The organism is Dyella acidiphila, assembly GCF_014863405.1.
Lineage (GTDB): Bacteria > Pseudomonadota > Gammaproteobacteria > Xanthomonadales > Rhodanobacteraceae > Dyella_B > Dyella_B acidiphila.
The window spans coordinates 91,140-116,473 of sequence record NZ_JACZZA010000013.1; the positions used below are offsets into that span (position 1 = coordinate 91,140).

Genomic DNA, 25,334 nt, shown 5'->3' on the forward strand with positions numbered 1-25,334 from the left:
CAGCAGCCTTGGCATTCGCCGGGCGGCTGCCCCACAATCTGCCTACAAACTAATCGGTGTTGACTGACGACCCTAGGACCAAGGCCGTCAGCCAGGTTCCGATCCGTGACGTCGGGGGCGTTTCGTTGGTGCGGCCAGTCGTACCGCACAGGGATTTAGGGGGTTCCGACGATGCATCCCATCCGGAACAGGCTGCTGCCGCAGCTTGCCATCACGCTTCTCGCCTTGCTGGCGATGTCGACCGCCAGTGCTGCCGACTGGACCTACCGCGTACGTCCGCAGGACAACATCTGGGATCTTTCCGGCCGCTACCTGCGGCCTGACGTGCCCTGGCAGAAGCTGCAGGACTACAACAAGGTGGCCGATCCGCTGCATTTGCCGCCGGGCATGATGCTGCGCGTGCCGATTGCATGGCTGCGCGTGCAGCCGGCCAGCGCGCAAGTGGTGGCCGTGATGGGCAGTGCGCAGGTACAGCTGCCCGGACAGAGCCAGGCACAGGACGTCACGCCCGGCATGACGCTCGCTTACGGCACGCATCTGAACACCGGCGCCAACGCCAGCCTCACCTTGCAGTTCGCCGACGGCTCGCGCGTGCTGATGCAGGAAAACAGCGCACTGGACCTGGACCAGATGAGCGCCTACGGCCGCACCGGCATGGTCGATACGCGCCTGCGCCTGCAACACGGCCGCGTCTCCAGCGCGGTAACGCCGATGACCGGCGTGGCGGCGCATTTCAGCGTGGAAACGCCCGGCACCATTTCCAGTGTGCGCGGCACCCATTTTCGCGTCGGCGCCGACGGCGACCACACGCAGACCGAAGTGCTGACCGGACGCGTCGACGTGGCCGGCGATCATGCGCACGTGCTGGTGCCCAAGGGCGAAGGCGTGGCCACGGTCGATGGCGGCAAGCCCGCGTCGGCGCAGCAGTTGCTGGCCGCGCCGGCGCTGCATTGCCCGGCACAGGCGGTCAGCCAGATTCCCTATCTGCTGGCCTGGACGGCCCTGGACGGCGCGCAGAGCTATCGCGTGCAGATGGCGGCCAACGAGCGCTTCGAAACGCTGCTGCTCGATCACGTCACCAGCTCGCCGCAGCTCAACCTGCCCGATGTGCCCGACGGTGACTACGCCGTGCGCGTGCACGGTATCGACGGTAACCGCCTGGAAGGCGAGGACAGCGTGTGCACGCTGCATATCAGCGGCCATCCGCAACCGCCGCTGGTGATGGAGCCGCTGCCCGGCAGCAAGGTGCGCGACACGCGTCCGCACTTCCGCTGGACCGAAAGCCTGCAGGCCGCTTCATACGTATGGCAGCTGGCCGGCGATGCGCAGTTCGCCCAGCCGCTGGCCGGCAACGACCGGCTCACCGGCGACAGCGTGCGCGCGCCGAACGCACTGCCCTACGGCCACTATTACTGGCGCATCGCCAGCCGCGACCGCAGCGGCAAGCTCGGTCCGTTCAGCGATGCGATGCCGTTCGAGCTGGTGCCGCAGCTGCCCGCGCCCGAAGTGGGCAAACCGACGTCCGCGCATCACGACGTGAGTTTCGGCTGGCCGGCCGGCAGCAGCGGGCAGCACTATCACATCCAGCTCGACCGCACGCCCGACTTCAGCCATCCGGCGATCGACCAGACCCTGGACCAGCCCTTGCTGCAGATCAAGAAGCCGGGCTCCGGCACCTGGTATGTGCGCGTGCAGACCATCGATACCGATGGCTACGCCGGGCCATGGGGCGCCACGCAGAAGATCCGCCTGGGTTGCATGCTGTGCCGTGTGGCGGCGGTGGCCGGTGGCGGCGGCCTGGTGCTATGGCTGCTGTTATAAAGAGCTGACGCATTCAGGCTCCCTCTCCCCAGCGGGGAGAGGGTTGGGGTGAGGGGGATCATGTTGGGCAACACCTTGGTTTTCACCGCAGGCGACCCTGCGCCTGCTCTGCTGTTGACGCTTGCGGCCAGCGCACTCCCCGCCGGGGAGCGCGAGCAACGCCATGCATAACGGCGCGCTCGCCTGGCTTGCCCGCGGCATGCTGTGGATGGCCGGTGTCGGCTTGCTGGTGCTGCTGATCGCCAGCGGTGTCACCACGTCGCTGGATAACGCGCTGTACGACCTGCATGCACGGCTCTGGCGCTACACCCCCGACAACAACGTGGTGATCGTAGCCATCGACCTGAAAAGCCTGGATGCCATCGGCCGCTTCCCGTGGCCGCGCTCGGTCTATGCCCAGCTGATTGATCGCCTCACTGCCGATGGCGTGCGCGGCATCGGTATGGACGTCACCATGTCCACGCCCTCCAACGATGCGCGCAACGATGCCCTGGTCGCCAGCGCGATCCAGCGCAACGGCAAGGTGGTGCTGCCGGTATTCGCCGAGGCAGTGCATCTTGGCGGCCAGTTGCAGGAAGCGCTGCCGATCAGTGCCATCGCCCAGAGCGTGGCGGCGCTCGGCCAGGTCGACGTGGCCACCGATGCGGACGGGCGCGTGCGCGGGGCCTATCTCAAGGCTGGGCTGGGCAGTGCGTACTGGCCGTCGCTGGCGCTGGCGCTGATCCAGCTCGGCACCACCCCATCGGCCGCGTTGCCCGGCATGCACGATCCGGCCCGCAACGATACGTCGCCGTATCTATGGATGCGCGACAACTATGTATTGCTGCGCTACGCCGGGACCGCCGGCAGCTTCGGCAGCGTGTCCTCCGCCGATGTGCTCGACGGCAACGTGCCCGCTCAGATGCTGAAAGGCCGCTGGGTACTGATCGGCGCCACCGCCGAAGGCCTGGGCGACATCCTGCAGACGCCGGATTCGCCGATGCCCGGCGTGGAATACCAGGCCAACGTGCTGGAGTCGCTGCAGCGCGGCTACCTGGTCACGCCGATCAACTTTCTCGCCCAGTTCCTGCTGGCCGCCGCGCTACTGACCCTGCCACTGCTGCTCTACGGCCTGCCGGTGATCGGACGCCGTGCCCCGCTGCTGCTGGCCACGCTGGCGCTGGTGCTGGCCACTTGCATCGGCTTGCTGCGTGCCTGCTACCTGTGGTGGCCGCCGACCGCCTGCCTGGCGGTGATCGCGGTCGAATGCGCGGCCTGGCAATGGCTGATGCGCGAACGCCATCGCTAGGTGAAGGGGCCGCCAGCGTTTCGCACACCTCTCGCTGAGCTTGCTGAAGCCCGCGGCCGCGTCTGGCGCGGGCCTATGAGAGGCTGACAATTTGACAACAATTTTTGAACTTCTCTCAGTCCACATTGGTTGCCAGGGGGGCATCTACTGCTCATTGCATTAGGTTGGAAAACGCCATGCGTACTGGTCACTTGTTCGGTTTCATTTCCGCTTCGCTGCTGCTGGTGGCCCTGACGCTGGTGCCGGGATCGACCCGCGCCGCCGACAATCAGTCGCTGAGCCCCGAAGAACAGCAATTCCTGACCAAGGCCGCTGCCGACAATGCAACGCAGATCGCGATGGCCAAGCTGGCACTGCAGAAATCGCAGAACCAGAAGGTGATCGACCTGGCCAATACGGTGATCCAGGAGCGCACGGCGCTCAATGCCCAGCTGGCGCAGCTCTCGCAAGACACCGCCAATGCCCCGCCCACCGCCGACAGCACCGCCAGCCTCAACATGCTGCAAGGGTTGAACGGCGATGCCTTCGACAGATCCTTTGCCGGCATCGTGGTGCGCGACCACAACCGGATCATCTCCGCCTACCAGTGCATCAAGGCCAGCTCCACCAACGTCGCCTTGCACAGCGTGGTGCACAAGGCCGTGGCCGACCTGCGCGGCAACCTGATGGTGGCGCTGGGCGTGCTGCGTTCGTCCGAATGGGCGCCTGCTTCGCATCAGCAGGCGCTGACGTCGGTCGATACGCATACGGCCAGAACCTCGTACATGGGCGAGCCGATGTCGTCGTTCGTGGCCGCGCCGTGGTAATCCATCGCTGAGTCCAGCGCATATTGAAAAAAGCCGCGATACCTATCGCGGCTTTTTTATTTTCACAGCTCCACGCGATCTGCTCCCTCTCCCCTGCGGGGAGAGGGTTGGGGTGAGGGGGCACGGCTTGCCTCAGCCTTCGCTAATGCGCGGATGCATTTTAAAAGCGCGCCTCAACCAAACATCGCGCGAGATTGCTCCCTCACCCCAGCCCGCTCGCCACAGGGGAAGGGAGCATGCTCTTCGCACCAGCATGCTCTTACACAAACACGTGCATGCATTCGCAACAACCTGCATCTTTCTCCATTACGTGTTTTCCACGTGAAGACCACGACACTTCTTTCAATGAATACGTATGCATGTGCTGGTTGCTGCACCGCGATGCTTCCTACTATGCGCCGCAGTAGCTGACGCATCGCCAATAGTGCGTGCATCGCACGCAATCGATGGGGAGATCGGTTCGGCCTGGGACACAGCTGCGGCAACACAGGCAACCGTGCCTGTTTGCACTTCGGGAAAAACATTCAACGCACGTCCATTGAACCTGGTCGCCACGACCCAGGATGGAGGCTTGCACGCATGAAGTGTCCGAAATTTCTCGCCGCCCTGCTGATCTGCGCCAGTCTGGCGCTGATACCGCCGACGCCCGCCCGCGCCACCATCAACAGCATGAGCCTGGGCGCCAGCTACAACGCTGCGCAAACGCAGATCACCTTCCGGGTGTATTCGGCCAATGCCACCTACATGGTGCTGTACCTCTACAGCACCGGTTACGGTGTGCAGGAATCGGCCAGCTATCCGCTCAGCAACGTCGGCAGCGGCGTGTGGCAGGTGGTGGTGCCGGTGTCGTCAATCAAATCGGCCGGCATCAGCGGTGCGGTGTATTACGGCTATCGCGCCTGGGGGCCGAACTGGACGTATAGCTCGAGCTGGACCAAGGGTTCCTCGGTAGGCTTCGTCTCCGACGTCGACAGCAACGGCAACCGCTTCAATCCGAACAAGCTGCTGATCGATCCGTATGCACAGGAAATCAGCCAGGATCCGCTCAACGCGAACAACCAGAACGCCGACATCTTCGCTACCGGCGGTACTGTCGATGCCACCTTCGGCGTGGCCTATCGCCTGATCGACAGCGGCACCTATGCACCCAAGGGCATCGTGCTTGCAGCGAGCGGACAGGGCACCGGCACCAAGCCCACCCGCGCGCAGAAAGACGATGTGATCTATGAAGTGAACGTGCGCGGCCTGACCAAGCAGGATCCCAGCATCGCCTCGCAGTACCAGGGCACTTATTACGGCGCCGGACTGAAAGCCAGCTACCTGGCCAGCCTCGGCGTGACCGCGGTGGAATTGCTGCCCTTGCAGGAAACGCAGAACGACGAGAACGACGTCATCCCCGATTCGACGCAGGATCAGAATTACTGGGGCTACATGACCGAAGACTTCTTCGCGCCCGATCGCCGCTATGCCTACAACAAGGCTGCCGGTGGTCCCACCGCGGAATTCCAGGCCATGGTGCAGGCATTCCATAAGGCCGGTATCAAGGTGTACATGGACGTGGTCTACAACCACACCGCCGAAGGTGGCACCTGGACCAGCACCGATCCCACCACAGCCACGGAAATCTCCTGGCGCGGCCTGGACAACGCCACCTACTACGAGCTCACCACCGGCAACCAGTATTTCTACGACGACACCGGCATCGGCGCCAACGTCAACACCTACAATCCGGCAACGCGGCAGATGATCATCGACTCGCTGGCGTACTGGAGCAATACGATGGGCGTGGACGGCTTCCGCTTCGACGAAGCGCCGATCCTCGGCAACAACTGCCTCAATCAATCCTACGAAGCGGCCGCGCCCAATTGCCCGAACGGCGGCTTCAATTTCGATGCGGCCGATCCGAATATCGCGCTCAACCAGATCCTGGCCAACTTCACCGTGCGTCCGGCCGGCGGCGGCAGCGGCCTGGATCTGTTTGCCGAACCGTGGAGCGCCAGCGGCGGCGATAACCAGGGGCAATTCCCGGCCGGCTGGTCGGAATGGAACGGTGCCTTCCAGGCCACGCTGCGCCAGGCACAGAACGAACTGGGCAATATGACCATCTCGATCGGCCAGGACGCACAGGACTTCACCGGCTCGTCGAATATCTTCCAGGCCAACGGCCGCTACCCGTGGAACTCCACCAACTACATGGATATCCACGACGGCTTTACGCTGTTCGACATCTACTCCTGCAACAACCCGAACAACACCCAGGCGTGGCCGTATGGCCCGTCCTCCGGCGGCAATACCACCAATTACAGCTGGAACCAGGGCGGCGCCGCTGCCGACCAGCGCCGTGCCGCACGCACCGGCCTGGCCTTCACCATGCTCTCCGCAGGCACGCCGATCATGGCCGGCGGCGACGAATACCTGCGCTCGCTCAACTGCAACAACAATCCCTACAACGTCGACTCCACCGCCAACTGGCTCAACTATTCCTGGACCAGCGACCAATCCAATTTCTACAACTTCGCCCAGCGCGCGATCGCGTTCCGCCTGGCCCATCCCGCGCTGCGTCCCGAGAACTGGTACACCAGCAGCCAGGTCGAATGGTGGGAACCCAGTGGCGTGCAGGCCACCAGCAGCTACTGGAACAACACCAGCAACTATGCGATTGCCTACACCATCAACGGCTCGTCGTTCGGCGACAGCAATTCCATCTACATCGCCTACAACGGCTGGTCCGGCAGCGTCACCTTTACCTTGCCGCCACCGCCCACCGGCACCAACTGGTATCGCGTGACCGATACCTGCAACTGGAACGACGGCGCCAATACCTGGGTGACGCCGGGCAGCGAAACATTGATCGGCGGCAGTGGCGCAACGTATAGCCAATGCGGGCAATCGCTGCTGCTGCTGATATCCAAATAGCGCTCCACACGATATCGGCTGGAAAAGAAAAGGAGGGGTTTTCCCCTCCTTTTCTGCCTTCGGCAGAGGAACTCAGTTCACCAGGCAGGTGCCCACCTGCGCCGCCGTAAAGGCGCCGCGGCCTAAGGTCAGGAAGGCCAGGCCGGTGCCCGGTCCGATCATCGTCACGCTGCTACGCAGGGTGGCGTTGTACGGCGACTCCAGCAAGCCGCGCGTGCTGGTCAGATCCGCGCCATTGCCATCGGCATTGCCCAGCAGATAGAGCACAGACACGATCGGATAGGTACCACTCGGCAGAATGCTGCCGCCGACACCCGCAACGGCATAGTCCGCCGGCGGCACCAGTGCGATGCATTGCGTGGTGGGTGCAGGCGAAAGCGTGCTGACCGTGCCGTCCGCGCCAACCGCCTTGTTGAACACCAGGTCGGCCGACGTGATCGTCAGCGGACTGCCGAAGTTGGTCAGCGGACTGCTGCCGTTTACATCGGCAAACTGCATGGACGGGTTTAACGCCATGGCGTTATTCGTTTCCACATAACCGATGCTGCCGGCGATGCTTTCGACCGCTGTCGCCAGGGCGCGATTGCCGCTGGAAGCGGTCCAGTTGCTGGGTATCGCAGGCAGCACGTTCGCCACCACATTGGTAAATGCCTGGTCGATGACGAAGTGACCATTGGTGATCACGCTGGCACATACGTTCACCAGATGGTTGCTGAGGCTCAAGGTAGTGCCCGTAGCATCCGCGCGATACTGCACATTGATCGGCGTGGACGGGATGGCATGGCCGGTCGGCAGGGTGAATGCGCTGGCCAGGCTCGCATCGTTCCAGTTGGTCACGTTGCCGGAGAAGATTTCGCAAAGCTGTGCATCGCTGAAATTCACTTCGGACGCCACCACTTCGGTGCCGGAGCTGTCCACCAGGTTGAACGCGATCGCAATCGCACCGACCAGCGCCGGAAATTGCGTGGGATAAGCGCCTGAGGCATGGCCGGCGATATACGCGCTGAAATTGGCCTGGCTCATGCCGTAGGCCGAGGAAATGTAGTTCGGCTGGAGCAGATCCGTGCGTCCGGCGCCGGCAGCATCGAGGCCGTGATAAATGCCACCGGTGCTGGTGCAACTATTTTGCACGCTGAAGCCCGGCGCTTTCGCCAGCAGATTCATGGCGTCGCCGTCGCCGGTCTCGCAATATGACACGCTGGGACCACCCGCCAGCAGCGTGAATTCCCCGAACAGGGAGCCGCTGCCGGCAGGATAAATGGGATTGCTGCTGCTGAAGCCCGCATAGCCGTACGCGGGCATGGTCGCGCCGCCACCGACGAGCGCGGTGCCGGCATGGCATACGGAAACAACGGCCAACGCCAACGCACCCATCATCCATTTGGCGTACTGGCCGATCTTGCTGGATTTACGGTTCATGACGCACCTCGTTGTACACAGCCTTCCGATTGAAGGCGTGTCCTCTGCTACGCCGCTGGCGTGACGCAGATATGAAGCGATAGCGTCGAAGAAGGTGTCGATTTGATGACCGCCGTGCATGTGCTCGCCGATCGCAAGCCGCGCGCAGCTATCGCCGAGCGTTTCATGCCCGGCAAGAAAACGGCCATCTCTTGCGAGATGGCCGTCTGCATCACTTCCGTAGCGGAAGAATCGTCTCAGTCCGCGTTTACCAGTTGACCGGCTGGGTCGCCACGGCGACCGGATCGTTGCCCACGTTGACCGTGGCCAGCGAGCCGCCGAACGGATTGATCACGGAAACCGTGTTGGAGCCGCTGTTGGCGACGTATACGTTGCCGCAGCTGACCGCGAGTGCATCCGGACCCACGCCCACGGTTACCGTCTCCACCGCCTTGCCGTCGAACGGGGTGATCACCGACACGGTGTTGGCGTTGTAGTTGGCGACATACATCAACGCGCCGAAGAACTGCAGCGCCAGCGCGTTCGCGCCGCTGCCTGCGCCGATCGTGGACGTCACGGTATTGGAGCGGGTGGAAATCACCGAGACGTTGCCGGCGTTAAAGGCGGTGGCATACACGTGCGCGCCATCGGGGCTGACGGCGAGGCTGTACGGATCGTCGCCCAGGGCCACGGTGGCGGACACGGTGTTGTTGGAGACGTTGATCACCGAGACATTCTCGGAGCCGAGATTGCCCACATACACATTGGCGCCATTCGGGCTCACCGCCAGGCTGAAGGGCTGCTCGCCTACCGAGACCGTGGCGGCCACGGTATCGTTGCTGGCGGCGATCACCGAGACGGTGTTGGAATTGGAATTGACCACGTACACATAGGCGCCGTTCGGGCTGACCGTTACGGCGGCAGGGGCACCGCCGACCGGCACCGTGGCGGACACGGCGTTGCTGGCCGCGTTGATCACGGAAACCGTGTCATTGCCGAAGTTGGCCACATACACGGTGCTGCCATCGGGGCTGACCGCCACGCCCGAGGGCGAGGTTCCCACCGGAATCGTGGCGCTCACCGTGTTGCGGATCGTGTCGACCACGGAAACGGTGTTGTCGTTGTAGTTGGCCACATAGGCATTGTTGTTGTGGGCGAAAGCAGGCAGCGTCGCCACCATCAGCAGCGGCAGCGCGCAACGGGCCCAACGGCGCGTATTGAACTTGGATTGACCAGTCATGATGAAATAACCTCCGTAGAAGATCGTGGGCGCGGCGATGCGCCCGGCATGAAACGCTCATATCGCGTCGGCATGCGAACTGCTGGAGGATGCTGTTCAGTACCCCTGACCGGATGGCGCGATACCCATCGCCATCCCGCCGTGCGTTCCGCGCAGCCTGACTGCCACGCGAAACACCCCCTGTTGCGCGCATGCCTGCGCTTAACCTGTCCCACCGTAATGCCGTGGTCCCTTTCGCATACCAATGCCTACGGGCCTCGCCCTGCTGCTTTGGTACCCGCCAAGCATGCGCGCCGGCTATGACGCTAGCTTGAAGTATTGGCGTCCGTGAAAATGTCCTTTTTATTACTTGGCATAATCGATAATCACAGTTGTTTCATATTCATCGTCATAAAGCACGATTTTAGAAAATGTGCCGATTCAGGCCGTTCAATAACAGCACGATTATCGCCATGCAAAAAAAGAGGGGATGCTCGCGCATCCCCTCCTTTCATGCTTCCTGCAAGGAAAGCGTGCTGCTCGACTTAGTCGACCAGGCAGTTGCCGACCTGGGCAGCGGTGAAGCTGCGCAGGCCCAGGGTCAGGTACTGCAGACCCGTGGAGCCGCCGATATCGGTGGCCGAGGCCTGGATGGTGGAGTTGTACGGAGCTTCCAGCAGGCTGCGGGTGTTGGTCAGGTCCGTGCCGTTGCCATGCACGTTACCGAACAGGTACGAGATGGCCACGATCGGATAGGAGGTCGACGGCACGATGGTGCCCGGAACAGCGTAGGTCGACGGCTGCACCAGCGCGATGCACTGCGTGCTGGGGGCGGTCTGGCTACCGGTGATCAGGGACGAGATCGTGCTGACAACGGCCTGGCCGTTGGTGGCATTGGCACCGTTGATCACGCTGTTGAAGGCGAGGTCGGAAGCGGCGATGGTGAGCGAGCTGCTGAAGTTGGCAGTCGGGCTCTTGCCGTTCACGGTGGCGATGCTGATGCTCGGAGCGGTGGCCAGAGCATTGGCGGTTTCGACGTAGCCAATGCTGGCTTCGTTGTTCTGGATCGCAGCAGCAACGGCGGCGTTGCCGCTGGCCGGCAGCCAGCCGGTGACCGGGAAGGTCTTGAACAGGCTGTCCACGTTGGTGAAGGCCTGATCGGTCACGAAGTGAGCCGAAGCGGTGCCGCTGCAGGCAAAGGCCAGATGGTTGGAGAAGCTGAAGGTGGTGCCGCTGCCATCCGAACGATAAGCCACCTTGATGGCCTGGTTCACGGTATGCGTGGCCGGCAGGGTGAAGGCGCCCGACAGATCCGAATCGCTCCAGTTGTTATCCACGCCGGAGAAGATGTTGCACAGCTGCGCGTCGGTGAAGTTCGCGGTGGTCACCGGCGTGCCCTGGTCGTCGACCAGGTTGAAAGCGATCGCGACGGCACCGGCAACGGCCGGGAACTGGGTCGGGTAGTCGCTGTTGCCGTGGGTGGCCAGGTAGTTGGAGTAGTCGCTGAAAGCGAGCGGAGAATCGCCGGCCGCAAAGTTCGGCTGGGTCAGATCCGTGCGGTTCACACCGGTCAGGCCGGCGCCGAAACCAGTAACGGTACCCGCGCTGTTCTTCACGCAGTTGTTCTGCACGTTATAGCTGGTGCCGCCGATGCTGCCGCCGGCGAGGATATCCTTGCCCGCGCCGCTGCCGGTCAGGCAGTAGGACACGTTCGGATTGCCCGTCAACGCCTGCCATGCACCGAACAGCGAATGCGTATCGAGTGGGTCGGAAGTATTGGTCGAAGAGGTTCCCCATACTTGCAGATTCGAGGCGGCGGCGCTGCCCACGTAACCGATCGACGGCAGCGTCGCGCCACCACCAACCTGCGTCTGAGCATGCGAAACGCCAGCCAAAGCCAAGGCAAGAGCAGCGGCCACCAGCTTGGTGCGGTTGCTCAGCTTGCGAATTCCGTAATTCATGGTCTTTCCCCATAGCGCTTATACCCCCGGAATTGGGGGCCGAAACTTTTTACCTCTGCGCAATGACGAGGAAATTAAGTATTGATGTCGACTAATATGCCGCGTTGATTACAGCGACGATTTATTGCTCTGATTAGAAAGTTCATCTTTTTTGTAATAGAACTTTTATGTGATGCATTGCGCACCGCTCGTCGAACGCGAGCCACGTTATCACACAAATTCACATTTTGTAGGCATTTGTATTTCTAAACTCAAGTGGGATTGCTGCAACCTGATTTGTACGATGGCAAAAGCGCAGACTTCGCCGCGGCAGCCATTCAAAGGTTTACGCACCCCCACATGTCATGCGCATCGCCGCCCCGCACTACGCGATACCAATCCGGTGAATTCAATGCGAACAGCCGCAAGACATCGGCTGATAAATCGCCTCAAATTCCCGCAGCATGGAATAAACCTCGCGATCCAGTTCGGGCACGCCGGCAAGCATTAAAAGTTCGTCGTTTTTCAGCGTGCCCAGCACGCACCGGATTGCCGAGCGGTGACCTTCCATGCACCACGCGTTCAATATTTTCATTAACTTGATCAGCAACAGGCCTTTTACCCGGCTGGTGCCGTCGCGGCTTCGTTTCAACTGCTTTTCCAGCGAATAAGTAAGTCGCTTGCTAAAAGCGCGGTCCGAAATCGCATGCAATTGCTCCAATTGCTCGCGCGTGCAGGCTGCAAATAATGATTCGGCCTTATCGTATTGGCGAAAATCGGAAAGCTGGATCAGTGTCTCGACAAGCGCAGCCTGGTTCACGTCTATTTGCCCCAGTCCATTGTTTGCGTGCATATCCGGGCAACACCCGGCCTGCCTTGCGGGCTGATCCCGCAAAGGTTTTTTCCGGCGTTACAGGTTCGGCGAGCGAGGTTGCGATGCGCGAGTAACGCATCTCAACCTGCCAGGACGGCCATACACCAGTACGTACAGCCAACCGCTTTACTCATCTTTGTTTCGGGGTGCTCCTCTTGCTACTCCGCCAACAGCTTGCGCTCGTCCATGGTCAGCGCCTGCTTGCGCGCACTGCTGAGCCGTCCCGCGCCGAGCACCTGCACGGGACTGTTGGGGTCGTAACCGTTGGAATTCTGATTGATCATTGTGCTGCCATCGCCAAAGCCAAGTACCTGCACGGCGATAATCGACGGCTGCTTGCTCAATGCATCGTTCTGTTGCTGTTGCACCATGCTCTGCGCCATCTTGCTCACCGCACCGGCGGCGGACGAAGCGGAGCTCAGCGCACCGACGTTCACGGTCTGCGCCGCCGGCACACCGATCTTGGTGCCTTGCACCTGGATGTTCACCGCGTTCAACACTTGGGCGGCGGCTACCACCAGATTGCCGGAGACGCGGATGCCCGCATCGCCTGCATCCACGGTGCCGCGCGGGGCAACCAGATAGACATTGCCCGGCGCCGCACCCGGCGTGGTCTGCAAGGTGGCGATACCGGCACCGCTCACCTCACCCTTGGCATCGATCAGACAGAAAGCGTCCAGGTCGCACAGATAAGTCGGCGGCGGTATCACGGCCACCGTCTTCGCACCCTGGCCGGCGTTGATATCGCCGTTGGAACTCCAGATCACCATGTCGCCGCCCTGCTCGGTGAAGATGCGGCTTTGCGCCAGCAGCAAGCTGCGGTCGGTGAAGATATCTACATTGCCCTGCTCCAGGGTGAGCACGCCCATGCTGTTGGGGCCGGCCACCACGGTGCCGCTGGAATTGGTGATCACCGGCGGCGCATCCACGCTGCCGATCAGCGCCTGCCCGCCAGGACCCAGAATGCTGACATTGCCGCCCTGCTGGGTCTGGATGGTGGAGCTGCGGATATCCAGATCGCCGGTGTCCACCGTCTTCGCTTCGCCATTGAGGCCGCCTGCACCGGTACCGTTGTCGGTATAGCCCAGCGCCGCGGGGAACAAGCTTTCGATGGCGGCGTAGCCGCGCGCGTACTGGTGGTAGTAGGGACTGCTCGGATCGTTGTAATCCACGCCGACCTGGGCCAGCAGCTTGAAGAATTCCTGCTGCACGAATAGCTGCTGCTTATAGGTAGGCAACTGCTGGAAGGCGGTTTCGGCCTGTTGCGTGGTCAGCACTACGTTGAGCTGGTCCTGTGCAAAGCCGGTATCCGCCACCTGGCCGTCTGCTTGCTGCTCCATGAAAGTGACCAGATCCGGCAGCAGGCTGCCGAAGCCATCCACGCCATTGGCGTTGCTCAGGTATTGCGTGAGGAAGTTGCTGGTGGCGATGCCCGGCCCCACGCCGAACAACACATCGATGCTGGCGCCATCGTGCGGCAGATACGGATTGAGCGTATTGCCGATGGTTTCGATGCCGGTCGGGATGGTGGTATTGGCTACTTCGGCGTTGGCATTGAGAATATCGGTCTGGCTGGTGAACGGGCCGATATTGCGGCCGGCTTCCACATCGAGCGTACCGACGCCGCTCAATTCAATCACCGGCACCAGCTGATAATTCAGGCCAAGCGGTGTCAGCGCATGCAGCACGCCGGGGTTGTACTGGGTGTCGTAAATGCTGCCGCCGGCGGCGACGCGGGTGACATCCGACGCATGCGTCTGCTGGCCGATCAGCGACAGATCGACGATGTCCTGGCCCGCGTAGATCAGCGCCGGCTTGTCCGGCTCGATCAGCATCTGATCCATCTGGATGCCGGTGGACGACGTGGTGCCATTGATGATGCTGCCGCTGAGTGCATAGATGCGCACCGGCGTGGTATCGGCATCGTGCAGGCCGGCCTGGTACAACTCGCTTTCGTCGTTGGTCGGCGACGTTCCCCGCTCCAGATAATGTTCCGGATTCAGCGTCAGATAGTTCTGGCTGTCGGAGCCTTCCGGCTGCAGCGGCGAGGGCAATAGCGAAGCGGCCGCGTCGATCAGGCCAAAGCCATCCGCGATCGATCCGCCCTGCTGGTCCAGATCGTAGTTCTGCTGCACCAGATTGACCGACGTCGCCGCGAGCAGGCTCAGATTGCCGATGGCCGAGGGATACAGGCCGCCTGCGGTAAGAATATTGATATTGCCGTTCAACGCGGTGAAATCGAGCGTCGAAGGCAGGATGCCGTAACCATTGCTGCTGGTTTGATTGTCGCCAAACACCTGCGCTTCCCAGGCGAGGCTGCCCAGAGTCAAGTTGCCGGTAGTGGTTACCGCGGTGACTGCCGAGTTGCTGCTATAGCTTTGATAGTCCGGCACGAGGCCGCCCGGAGCGGCGTACGACGGATCGAGGATATCGGCGATATCCACGCCACTGCGCGCCTGCACCGTCCATTGCGCATCCTGCAGCGCGAGCACGGTGGAGACCGCTACCGGCGTATTGCCGATTGCGACGCCGGCCGGACCGGTGGCATTGGCCGGCAGCACGTATGTGAAATCCGAACCGATCAGGCCGCCGGCCGCCAGGCTGCCCGTGCCTCGAGCGACAAAATAGCTGCCGCTGAGAATGTCGCCGCCCGCGTTGACGGAGAGATTGCCGCCGCCCACGGTGGTGATGGCGGTGGCCGCGGCATTGGCATACCAGGTGGTGGGCAGCGATACCGACAGATCGCTGATATTGCCGCCCGCGCTGACGGTGACATTGCCGCCCGCACTCATCACGCCCTGATCGAAATTGGCGAAATTGATCGAGCTGGCGATGGTGTTGCCGTTGGCATCGGTGCTGTTGCCGGTTTCCATCCACGGCCACCAGTACTGGCTGATCAACGCACCTTTGGTGCCGGTGATGAGGCCCGTGCTGTCGTAGACCTGTTCGATGCCGTTGATGTTGCCGCCTGCGCTGAGCAGGATGTTGCCCGCGCCGACGGGATTGACCTGGCCGGTGACCAGCATGTCCGGCATGCCGGCTACCGGCGCGGCCACGCTTACCGATGTATCTGCGCTGGTGCCCACCGCAGGCGCGCCCGCGGTGTAGACCGCGGCAGGCGCCGTCGAATCCTGCCAGTTGATATCGCCGGCCGCGACGATGTCGATCGAGCCGGTGCCGGTGCGCACCACGGTGGGCAATTCCAGCGTGTAGTTATTGGGCGCACCGCTGAGCGTGTACTGCACCGCGAAGTGGCCATCGAGATTGACGTTGCCTGCCGCGCTGTTCGCCATCACTGCAAGCGGGTCGGCGCTGGCGAAATTGGCGCCCGCGACCAGCTGGTAGGTACTGCTCGATCCGCCCAGCAAGGTGGCCGATTCCAGCGACGCCGGATTGCCGAGGCTGGGCATGTTCGACGGGCTGTTATTCGGCGCGGCGGGTACCGTTGTGACGCCTCCGGGCGTACTGTCCGCCGGCGCATAAGGTGCGTAGAACAGCTGCGATCCGCCCGGCTGGCCATTGGTGAAAGCCATCGAAACATCGCCCAGCGGCCCGGCGCTGGATACGTAATGCAGATAGGCTGCATAGCCGTTGATGTAGGCGTTGTAGTCGGTGGTATACGCACCGTATGCGCTGCTTGACGTGGGTGCCAGTGGCAGCAGCAAGGGCGAAGGCGTCTGCACCTGCGCAAGGCTGAGGTTGCCGTTGATGTCCGAATTGCTGCTGTTGAAATGGGTGGTCAGCCAGGTTTGATACGCCGCGACGTAATCGGCGTAGCTGGTAAAGCTGGCCGGCTGCGGTGCCACCATGCTGGTGGGGTTATAGGGCAGGAAGGCGACAAAAGAGCCGTAGTTGTACAGCAGGCTGAAGGTATTGCCGCCGCCCGTGCCCACTTCATTGATGTACTGCGTGTAGTTGGCGTAGTACTGCGCCGTCTGGCCTGCATCCGGCGCCATGACCGGTTTGTAATATTTATCGGTACCGGTGCTGAGAATGAAAGACACGTACGCGAACTGCTGCGGATCGTAGTAGTACTCCGTGTACTGGCCCGACGCATTGGGCTGCCAGATCGGATACGGATTCTGGGCGGTTCCCAGATAAGACGCCGTCAACAGGTATTGGTTGGAAGCCTGATAGGCCGCCAGTGCTGCATCGTAGTCAGCGGTGATCTGACCGCCAGGCTGCAATACCACCGGCGGCGCAAGATCCGCTCCGTTGTTTTGTTGATAGAAGCCATCGGTAATGCTGGCGTCGACATTGACGTTGTGCAGCGCCTGCACGGTCAGCGTGGGCGCAATACCCGACGCGGAGACCGCCGGATTGGCGCCATAGCGATAGGCCAGCTGGATGGTGCCATTGCCGGCGGTGACACCGGCGCCGAGATTCCAGTTGGTGAGTACCGAGATATCGCCGCCGTTGACGCCGGCCACCGGATTGATCAGCTCGATGCCTGGGCTGATTTGCAGATTGGCGATGCCCGCATAACGATTCCCGAAGCTATAGCCGGGCTGCTCGACATAACCCATCAAGGTGCCGGCGCCCTGGGTGGCGTCGCCGTTGACGTAGCCGTAGAACGTCTGGTGCGCGGCGTTGGCCGTATCGGGTACGAAGTAGTCGTTCTGCAGATCGTCTTGCAGTTGCGTGGCGGTGGTCGGCGCCGCGACGATGTTGCCGCTCGCGTCGTACCAGGTACCGGCCAGCAGTTGCGGCGTGCCGTCGGTGCCGGCGCCATACCAGCCGGCGGGATCGATCAGGCCATCGAAATAGAGCGCCGGGTTGGTGTTTTTGTTTTCGGTATCGGCCGTGCTCCATACCGCGTACGGCACGATGGTGACGTTGCTGGCGCCGCTGATGGTGGCGTTGTTGGCGAAGCTGATCGGCACATCGCCATCGGCCAGCAGCGGTGCGCGCAGGGAGACCATGCCGCCGATGCCGCCAGCGCCGCCCGCCACATTGACGATGGCATTGGGCCCGAACACGATGCTGCCGGCATTGCCGGCTTGCACGTCTTCGTAGCCATATGTGCTGTTGAGCTGGCCGATCGTCGCCGTGCCGGCAGTGCCGATCTCCACCAGGCCGCCCATCTGCCCGGCCAGGCTGCTGTTCGCCAGCAGGCTGCCGTTGATGGTGACGCCATTGCGACCGAACAGCTGGATTTCGCCGGCAGCGGGGCCCGCGGCATCGACCGTGCCTTCGATATCCACCACGCCATTGCTGGCATTGACGGCGCCATTGCCGCCGTTGGCGGTGAGGTATACATCTTGTGCCACCAGCCGCTGGCCGGCGGAGAGCAGCAGGTTGCCGGCGCCACTGGTGATCGCGATGCCGCCGGTGGTGCCCGCGCTGCCGGTCAATTGAGCGAGCTGATCCAGATTGAGCGCACCGCCGCTATTGAGGGTGAAATAGCCGCCCAGATAGCCATTGGCCGCGCCGCCTTCAAACGTACCGTCGAGCGTGGCGAGATTGTTCGCATTGATGATCAGGCTGCCTGCCGTGCCGCCCAGCGGCGCGCCGGCAAAGTTCACTACGGCGCCGTTAGCGACCGTCACCGAACCCTGCGTGGAAGCCAGCGTCAGATCGCCACCCGTTGCATAGGTGGTGACGTCGTAGAAGGTCTTGTTGATGCCGGCGACGTCGAGATTGGCGCTGCCGGTCAACGTGAGATCGCCGCTGCTGGCGGTAAGCGTGAGGTTGCCGGCCAGCGCGTCCACTTGCGTGCCTACGCCGAGCGCGCCGCCGCTGAGCGTCAGCGTGCCACCCAGATTGTTGTCGCTGAGCGGCGTGCCGCCGACATGGTTGACGGCAAAGCTGCCGGTGGTGGTGAGCGCGGTATTGGCGCCGCTGCTGGCCAGCAGGATCGGCGTGTTGAAGCTGACATTGGCCGCACCGAAATCCATCCCGCCATTGCCCTGGCCGGTGATGCCCTGGCTGGCGTTGGCGGTCACGCTGGCGAAGCCCTGGGTGACGCTGCTGCCGGCGGTGAAATCCAGCTCGTTGGCAGTAAGCGTCCATTGGCCCGTACCTGCTGCCGCGGCGGCGGTGCTGGTACCCACCGCGTTGCCCAGCCCCAGCGTGCCGGCCTTGATGCTGACGGTACCGCCATCGCTGACGTAGGCGTTCGCATTGAGGTTCAAGCTTTGCGGCAGGTCGATGCTGACATTGCCGAGGAAGTCGATGGCGCCGCGGCTGCTCAGCGTTACCTGGCTGGCATCGTTGAACAGGCTCAAGGTGCCGGGACCGATCACCAGGCCGCCGGTACCGCTGCCGGCCGGCGCATCGATGCCGACAAAGTTGATCTGGTTCGCCGTGGCCTGGATGTTCTGCGCGGTGAACACCGCATTCGGATCGACGCTGGTGGCGCCGGTGGTATCCATGGTCAGCGACGCGCCGCCTTGCACGGTGGCGCCGGCGGCGATGGTGAGATTGCCCTGGGTGGTGCCGGAAACATCGTTGCGCACGACCGCTGCGACACCATCCTGTGACACGCGCAGCAGCGCACCGTTGCCGCTGATGGCACTGCTGCCGGTAGTACCGAACAGCAAGGGCGTGCTGTTCGGTGTGGCGCTGCCGGTGGCGGCAAGATAGCTGCCCGACTGCAGCACGATGCCTTGCGCGCCCGCGTTGCCATCGGCGACCAGCAGGATCTCCTGCCCTTCGAGCGGATCGGCGCTGTCGTTGGAGAGCACCAGGCTGTCGGTATTACTGGTGATCTGGTAGCCGTCGCTAGTGAGCTGGCGGGTACCGCCCAGCAGCAAGCTGCCCGCGTTCAACGCAGTGAGCTGATCGGCGGAAATCTGCAGATAGTTGCTGCCCAGCGACGTAGAACCGGGGCCGACTACCTGGATCGCCTGCGCCGCGATATCCACCAGGCCGGGGCGTCCGCCGCTGGCGGGCGCATCGCTGAGTGTCGCGCCCAACTGCAATTGCTGGTTGGCGCTCAGGATCAGATGGCCGCCGTCTTCCGGCAGCTGTGGCGTGACCGTGCCGGCGCTGGCGGCCTGGCTGGCGAAGTAGCTGTTCGCTTCGGTGAAGGTGTACTGCGAGTACTGCTGCCACACCGGCGCGGACTGCACCAGGAACGTGGTGTTGGTCGACGCGTGCGCGCCATCCAGCGCGTTGGCGAAGTAACCGGTGATGCTCAACGTGCCATCGGGCAGCACCACGTTCTGGCCCAGCACAGCGTTTTGCGAACTGGTGTTCTGCACGATGCGATACGCACCCGGCAGCGTCGCGTAACCGGCCGGCAGCAAGGTGTAGTAGCCGGCCGGCAGGCCGGCGATGCCGGACAGATAGACCGACTGGCCCACGGCCGGACCGGCACCGGCGTCGGCAGCGCTGGTGAGAGCCGCATCCTGCGCGCCGACCGGCGCGGTATAACCGGGCAGGATGGCGTAGATCGCGCGCCCGTCGGCGTATTGCGATACCTGCACGCCACTGGTGCTGTTGGCGTAGCTGGTCTCGTACTGGGTCAGCACGTTGACCGTGCCGCCGGTGCCCGGCACCCATTCCGATGCCTGCAATTCGCCGCCGCCGCTGATATCGATGGTGGCGCCGCTGTTGAGCGACACATCGTTGCCGGCGATGGTGATCGACTTGGACGGCGGTGCGGTCAGCGGCGACACGGTGTAGCTGCTGGCGGAGCTGCCTGCGTAGTTCCACTCCTGGCCGTCGGTGGTGCTGCCATAGGGCACGGTTTCGCCATCCAGCGACACCGAACTCAAGCTGCCGGCGCCGAGCGTGACGCTTTGCGTGGGCTCCAGCGGATACACCGGCGCGGCGCTGCTGCTGATGCCGAAAGCGCTCAGCGTGCTGGCGGTGTTTTGCTGCGCGCCGATGACCAGCTCGCCGGCCGGCACCCACACCGTGCCGTCCTGCACGACGTTGTCCGCATCCAGCAGCAGGGCGCCGCCGGCCGAGAGCGGCACGCTGGCGGGGTTGCCGTTGCCCAGAATGGTCAGCGTGGTGCTGGGACTGAGCGCGACGCCCTGCGCGTTCTTCAGCGGACTGGCATCGATCACGAACGCGTAGTTGGTGACCGGATAGAGCTCGGTCGCCTGCAAAGTCAGATTGCCGGCACTGAACAGCAAACCGGCCAGCGGCGTGCCGCCGGCGGGATATTGCAGATTGGCCGGTTCGTAGAAACGGATGTCGCCGCTGGCCGTGTAGTTGGCATTGGCCCAGCCCTGCAGATTCATCAAACCGCCGAGGTCGATGAAGTCGGCGTGGATATCCAGCGTGCCGGTGCCGGCCACCGGGCTCGGCACATCGCTGAGTGCACCGACCAGTTCCACGTAGGGCGCGTCGATCTGTACGGTGCCGCCGCCCTGATTGATGGCCGACGTGCTGAGCGCAGACAGTTTCGTGCTGCCCGCCGGCAACGCCGACAGGCTGGGCGTATAGGCCTCGAAGCTTTTGCCCAGCGAAAGATCGACATTGCCGGAGAAGGCCACCGGCACCACCGCCGAGTTGGCGATGGCGGAAGGATTGGCAGGATCGGAGCCCAGCATGAGGCTGCTGATGCCCGAGCCATCCAGCCGGTCCAGCGCGAAATCCAGCACGCCGGTGGTGGCCTTCGCCGCCACCTTGCCGCCCGGCTGCAAGCCGGAGCCGGGCAGGAACAGTCCGGATTGCTGCAAGACAATCGCCGTGGAGTTGGCGGCCAGATGGAAGAACGTGGCCAACTGGCCAGGACTCATGCCCACGATCTGCAGGCTGCCGCCTTCCGCCTGGGCACTGCCACCCTGCGCGAGCAGAGTGCCGTCCGCATCCAGACCCGCGGCGGCGCCAAACAGGATCGAGCCGGCATTGCTCCATACCGGCGTCGGTGCATAGCCGGCGCTGGCGCCCGCGTAAGCGCCGTTGGCCACCGGCTGGTCGTAGACGTCGGAGCTGCCCGACACATCGATCAGGCTGCCCTGCTGAGTAAGTACATAGCCCAGCGGCGAAGTGAGACTGACACTGCCACCGTTCAACACCACACCGGTGCGCGTGGTGGCGTGCGTGGCCAGCCCAAGACCGAGGCTGTTGCCGGGCTCGGCCGCGGCCAACGGATTGATCAGCGACACGCCCGCGGCATTCAACACCGCCTGCGATTCCAGCCATACCTCGGGCACCGTCGAGACGGCCTGGGTCAACAGAATGTTGGCGATATCGATGCTGCCGCCGGGCGCATTGATGGTGCCGTCCACGATGGTGGACAGGCCGCCGGACAGCGCAACGGTGGCGCCTGCATCGGCCGAAATGCTCGCGCCTGCGCCCAGGTTGAGCGAGCCGGTGACGCCGGCATACGGAACCGGCCCGGCCTGCGGATTGGCCGGTATCGATTCGTAGTTCAAATACTGGCCCGCGCTCAGCGAAAAGCCGGGGCCGTTCGCGTTGCGGGTGATGTAACGCAGATAAGGCGCCAGCTGTCCCACGCTGACATACGCGCTGTCGGTCAGCGGGCTCTGGCCGTAGATATCCGTACCGGTGGTGGCGGCCAGCAGCGCCGGCATATTCGGCAGCAAGTTGTCGCGGCTGACCTGCACAGCAGTGCCGGGCGCGATGTTGGCGTCGGTAATCGACTTCAACGCGTAATTGTCGAAGCCTTGTCCGGCGAAGAAGGAGGGCGCCAGATACAGGCCGTTGCTCAAGGCCAGATCGCTGGCGCTGCCGCCGATCTGGATATCGATCGCTTGCAAGCTAAGCGTGCCGCCGCCGCTGAAGCCGTAGGCACGCAGACTGCCGTCCAGCACCAGCTGGCTGTTCTGCCCCAGCGAGGTGGGCGGCGGGAATTCGTCGTTGTTGAAAGTATTGGCGCCCTGATCCGCATAGTCGATCAGGCTGATGCTGCCGCCGCTGCCATCCGGTACGCCGTTGGTCAGCTGCAACTGGCCCTTGCTGTTGACGTAGCCGCCGCTGGAAACATCCAGCAGGCTGCCCGACTGCAGCACGATGGATCCGGTTTCATCGGTGGCTATGCCGTTAGTGCCCTTGCTGGCGACCAGGATGTCCGCCTGGTCCACGGTGAGGCTGATGGTGCCGCCGTTGATGTAGCGATCACCGATGTAGTTGCCGGCCGTAGCCTGCGCATCGTTCACCCACAATCCCGCCGTGCTCAGCACCGCGCCGGTGCCGATGGTGATGCCTTCGGGCAGATCCGCGCCGGTGAGGCTGGCCGGATCGGCAAAGTTGCCGCCCGACGCAGTCAGGGCGATCGCGCCGGCCGGCGCACTCAATGCACCGAGGATATCGATGCCGTTCGCTGCGAGAGCGATCGAACCGCCCGGCTGCACGCTGAGCACGGTGCCGGCCTGCTCGCGAATCTCGCCGCCGACGATCAGCTGGCTGGTCAAGTTGAAGGTGCTGAAGCCGCCTTGCTGCACCAGGTTTGCCGAGACCGGCACCCAGCGCGCTAGATCGTAGGGATTGCTGCCGGTCGGATCCTGGCTGGTGAGCACGCTCGACCAGGAAGTATCGGCCTGGAAATCCGGATCGAGCTGCTCGAGCGGCGTCACCGACTGCTGCAACAGGATGCCCGGCGACACGGTTACGCCGGCCGTGTTCGCGGCGCCATTCACGCTGATGGCCAGCGTACCGCCATTGGGCTGCGCGCCCTGCGCCACCTGATTGCGGCCGGCAAACGCCTGCGCACTGACCTGGCCGTCCATGACCAGGGCATCGCCGGTGCTGATATTGAGCGCGCCGGCGTTGCCGCCGACCGCAAAGCCGCTGTCCCAGCGCGTGCTGCCGGCCAACAGGGGATTGCTGTAATTGGTGCTCACGCCCCAGCGGTTGTCGATGACACTGTACTGGCCGGCGAAACCTACATAGGCGAGATTGGGATTGGCATCGGCAATGTTGTAGACCTGCCCGTTGGAAGCCACCAGGTTGGGCGTGGTGATCCAGCCGGGCTGGTAGGCGACATAGCCGCCATCCAGGTTCAACTGCGCACCGCTGCGCACGATCACCTGCGCACCGTTGAGATTGATGCTGCCGCCGTTGGTCATCAGCTGACCGACCGTGCGCGGCACGTCATCGACATAGCCGGAAATATTGAGGATGGGGCTGCCGACCCAGGCCAGGCCGCTCGCCGTGGTGCCGCTCTGGCTGCTGTCTACCGTGAGATCTTTGGTCTGGTAGAGAAAGCTGTTGCGCAGCAGCGGCGAATTGGCCAGCTCGTTCTGGCCGACCAGCGGAATGGTGACCAGCAGCGCCGACATCGGCAATTGCACATTGGCCAGGCCCGACACGTCGATCACGCTGCCGTTGTCGACATAAATGCGGCCGGCCAACGGATTGGTATAGTCCGCGGCGTTGTCGAGCACGGCATTGATGGTGAGCTTGGCGCTGGGTGCCTCCAGCAAGGAGCCGGCCTGGAAATTCACCGTTTCGCCGCTGAGCGTCAACACGCTGTCGCTGCTGTTGAAAGCGGTGGTGGCGGCGCTGGTGGAGGTGGTGGTCTCGCCGTCTTCTTCGGGCAGTACGGTGGTGACGGAATTGGGCCCGAGCGTAAGCGTGCCGCCGACCGAATAACCGGAGGCACTGCCGCCGGCCTGTGCATTCAGCACGATGCTGCCCTGGTAGTTGACGCTGGTGGACGCCAGCGCCACGCCATCCTGGGCAACGTTGAGGCCATCCATCTCCACTTCGCCGCGGCGTGCCTGCAACAGGCCGGTGTTGGTAGCCGTGCCGGCCGGCTGCGATACCACCACCGACAGCGGCTGCGTGGTCGACGTCGAATTGGCGTTCTCGAATTGTGCACCGGCGGCCAGGATTACCTGGCCTTGATCGTCCACCACGCTGCCGGCGTTGGCGACATTCGGCGCAGCCAGCAGCACGAAGCCCTGGGTACCGCCGGTGATGGAGGCGCCATCCTGCACCACCACATCGTGGTTCTTGCCGTCGGTAAACGCGCCGTTGACCAGGAACGGCAGGTAGGTCACGTTGCCCGGCGCGATGCCGGCATTGAGGAACTGGCTATTGCTGGTCGCGACATCGCTGCTGAAAAGATCCAGCGAACTGGCGATCAACGACTGCGTATTCACCTGGCTGCCGGCGCCGAACAGAATGCCGTTGTGATTGAGCAGGTACACCGTGCCCTCGGCCTTGATCTGGCCGAAGATCTGGCTGGGCACGCCGCTGGGATCGGTAACGCGGTTGAGCGCGATCCAGTTGTTGTTGCTGCCGTTGGTCTGGTTGCCGCCGCTCTGGTCGAAATACACCGTGGTGTTGCGGCCGACGTTGAAGCTGCTCCAGGTGAGGATCGCTTTCTGCGAAGTCTGCTTGATATCGACCGTGGTCTGGCCGTTCGTCACCGACTGCGTCGGCGCCTTGGCGTTCTGCCACAGGTTCGGATTGCTGGACGCACCGGGCGCCACCACCAGGCCGCCAGAGGTAAGCCCGTTGGGTACCGGCGAGGTCTGCTGCTGTGCCGCCTGTTGCGCCGCCTGCTGGGCCGAGATCTGGGCGGCCACGGCCTGCGCGGCGCGGCTCAGATTGGCCAGCGACTGCTGCACATTGCGCTGCTGCAGCAACTGGGTGGGTGTCTGCGCGGTGATGCCGCTGAGCGCCGAGGGCGTGCCACCGGCCTGCGTACCGGCCTGGTTCTGTACCTGGTTGAGCCAGGCCTGGCTGAGCGGCTGCGCGGTATTGGTGCCGGCCAGCGCCGGCAACGCCGCAAACGCCAGCACCGAGGCGATGGCGTAGGCCAGGGGGCGTCGTGGCCCCGTGAAACCTTGCGCAGAACGGGAACGCTTGCCTGAACCGACCGGTGTGATCACGAACTCTTCCCCTGGGGCATCTGCGGCACTTCGGTAAACGAGGCCTTCGGCTGGTTAGACCGCCGGATTGGGGGCCGACTGAACCATGTCATCAAAATTTAATTTGCGCTGTCGCGCCGGTTTCATCTCATTGTCGCAATCGGTTTGGACGGCTATTTGGAAAACGGAAATGCAACAAATGACCGCCGCCGTCATGCCATTCCACTCAATCCCGTCATCCCGGCGCAGGCCGGGACCCAGTAACTTCGGGCTGTAAAAGACGCTGGGTCCCGGCCTGCGCCGGGATGACGGGGTGGGGGAATTTGCGGCAA

At 63.2% G+C, this 25,334-nt stretch carries 10 protein-coding genes; 5 read left to right on the top strand and 5 right to left on the bottom strand.

The window, feature by feature from the left end; translation table 11 throughout:
* The first annotated feature begins 171 nt into the window (after positions 1-171).
* From IGX34_RS18610 to IGX34_RS18625, 4 genes are all read left to right on the top strand, one after another.
* Entirely contained in the window at positions 172-1,821 is a 1,650-nt protein-coding gene (locus tag IGX34_RS18610) for a FecR domain-containing protein (protein ID WP_192557243.1), read from the top strand.
* A 163-nt stretch (positions 1,822-1,984) separates the two neighbouring features.
* Positions 1,985-3,109 (top strand): CHASE2 domain-containing protein, encoded by a 1,125-nt coding sequence (locus IGX34_RS18615; protein ID WP_225737590.1) that lies wholly within the window; start codon positions 1,985-1,987, stop codon positions 3,107-3,109.
* 176 nt (positions 3,110-3,285) lie between these two features.
* Entirely contained in the window at positions 3,286-3,915 is a 630-nt protein-coding gene (locus tag IGX34_RS18620) for a DUF4142 domain-containing protein (protein WP_192557244.1), read from the top strand.
* 579 nt (positions 3,916-4,494) lie between these two features.
* Positions 4,495-6,831 (top strand): alpha-amylase family glycosyl hydrolase, encoded by a 2,337-nt coding sequence (locus tag IGX34_RS18625; RefSeq protein ID WP_192557245.1) that lies wholly within the window; start codon positions 4,495-4,497, stop codon positions 6,829-6,831.
* A 72-nt stretch (positions 6,832-6,903) separates the two neighbouring features.
* On the opposite strand, the gene IGX34_RS18630 is transcribed toward IGX34_RS18625, so the two are convergent.
* The gene (locus IGX34_RS18630) at positions 6,904-8,250 is read right to left on the bottom strand and encodes a substrate-binding domain-containing protein (protein ID WP_192557246.1); all 1,347 of its coding nucleotides are present in this window, start codon (positions 8,248-8,250) and stop codon (positions 6,904-6,906) included.
* A 105-nt stretch (positions 8,251-8,355) separates the two neighbouring features.
* On the opposite strand from IGX34_RS18630, the gene IGX34_RS18635 reads away from it, so the two are divergent.
* Complete coding sequence (locus IGX34_RS18635) at positions 8,356-8,508, top strand: hypothetical protein (protein WP_192557247.1); 153 nt, start codon at positions 8,356-8,358, stop codon at positions 8,506-8,508.
* On the opposite strand, the gene IGX34_RS18640 is transcribed toward IGX34_RS18635, so the two are convergent.
* The 4 genes from IGX34_RS18640 to IGX34_RS18655 form a co-directional block, all read right to left on the bottom strand.
* A complete protein-coding gene (locus IGX34_RS18640) occupies positions 8,498-9,469 on the bottom strand; it encodes a YVTN family beta-propeller repeat protein (RefSeq protein WP_192557248.1) in 972 nt (323 codons plus the stop codon). The two genes, IGX34_RS18635 and IGX34_RS18640, sit on opposite strands and share 11 nt — an antisense overlap.
* A gap of 524 nt (positions 9,470-9,993) precedes the next feature.
* Positions 9,994-11,409, bottom strand: a complete 1,416-nt coding sequence (locus tag IGX34_RS18645; RefSeq protein WP_192557249.1) for a substrate-binding domain-containing protein — start codon at positions 11,407-11,409, stop codon at positions 9,994-9,996.
* 388 nt (positions 11,410-11,797) lie between these two features.
* Positions 11,798-12,208, bottom strand: coding sequence for a hypothetical protein (locus tag IGX34_RS18650; RefSeq protein ID WP_192557250.1), 411 nt, complete (start codon positions 12,206-12,208; stop codon positions 11,798-11,800).
* 212 nt (positions 12,209-12,420) lie between these two features.
* Complete coding sequence (locus IGX34_RS18655; protein WP_192557251.1) at positions 12,421-25,023, bottom strand: filamentous haemagglutinin family protein; 12,603 nt, start codon at positions 25,021-25,023, stop codon at positions 12,421-12,423.
* Between the last annotated feature and the right edge of the window lie 311 nt (positions 25,024-25,334).

Coding starts and splice junctions, on each gene's coding strand:
- IGX34_RS18610 (WP_192557243.1), top strand. CDS start 172: ATGCATCCCATCCGGAACAGGCTGCTGCCGCAGCTTGCCATCACGCTT.
- IGX34_RS18615 (WP_225737590.1), top strand. CDS start 1,985: ATGCATAACGGCGCGCTCGCCTGGCTTGCCCGCGGCATGCTGTGGATG.
- IGX34_RS18620 (WP_192557244.1), top strand. CDS start 3,286: ATGCGTACTGGTCACTTGTTCGGTTTCATTTCCGCTTCGCTGCTGCTG.
- IGX34_RS18625 (WP_192557245.1), top strand. CDS start 4,495: ATGAAGTGTCCGAAATTTCTCGCCGCCCTGCTGATCTGCGCCAGTCTG.
- IGX34_RS18630 (WP_192557246.1), bottom strand. CDS start 8,250: ATGAACCGTAAATCCAGCAAGATCGGCCAGTACGCCAAATGGATGATG.
- IGX34_RS18635 (WP_192557247.1), top strand. CDS start 8,356: ATGACCGCCGTGCATGTGCTCGCCGATCGCAAGCCGCGCGCAGCTATC.
- IGX34_RS18640 (WP_192557248.1), bottom strand. CDS start 9,469: ATGACTGGTCAATCCAAGTTCAATACGCGCCGTTGGGCCCGTTGCGCG.
- IGX34_RS18645 (WP_192557249.1), bottom strand. CDS start 11,409: ATGAATTACGGAATTCGCAAGCTGAGCAACCGCACCAAGCTGGTGGCC.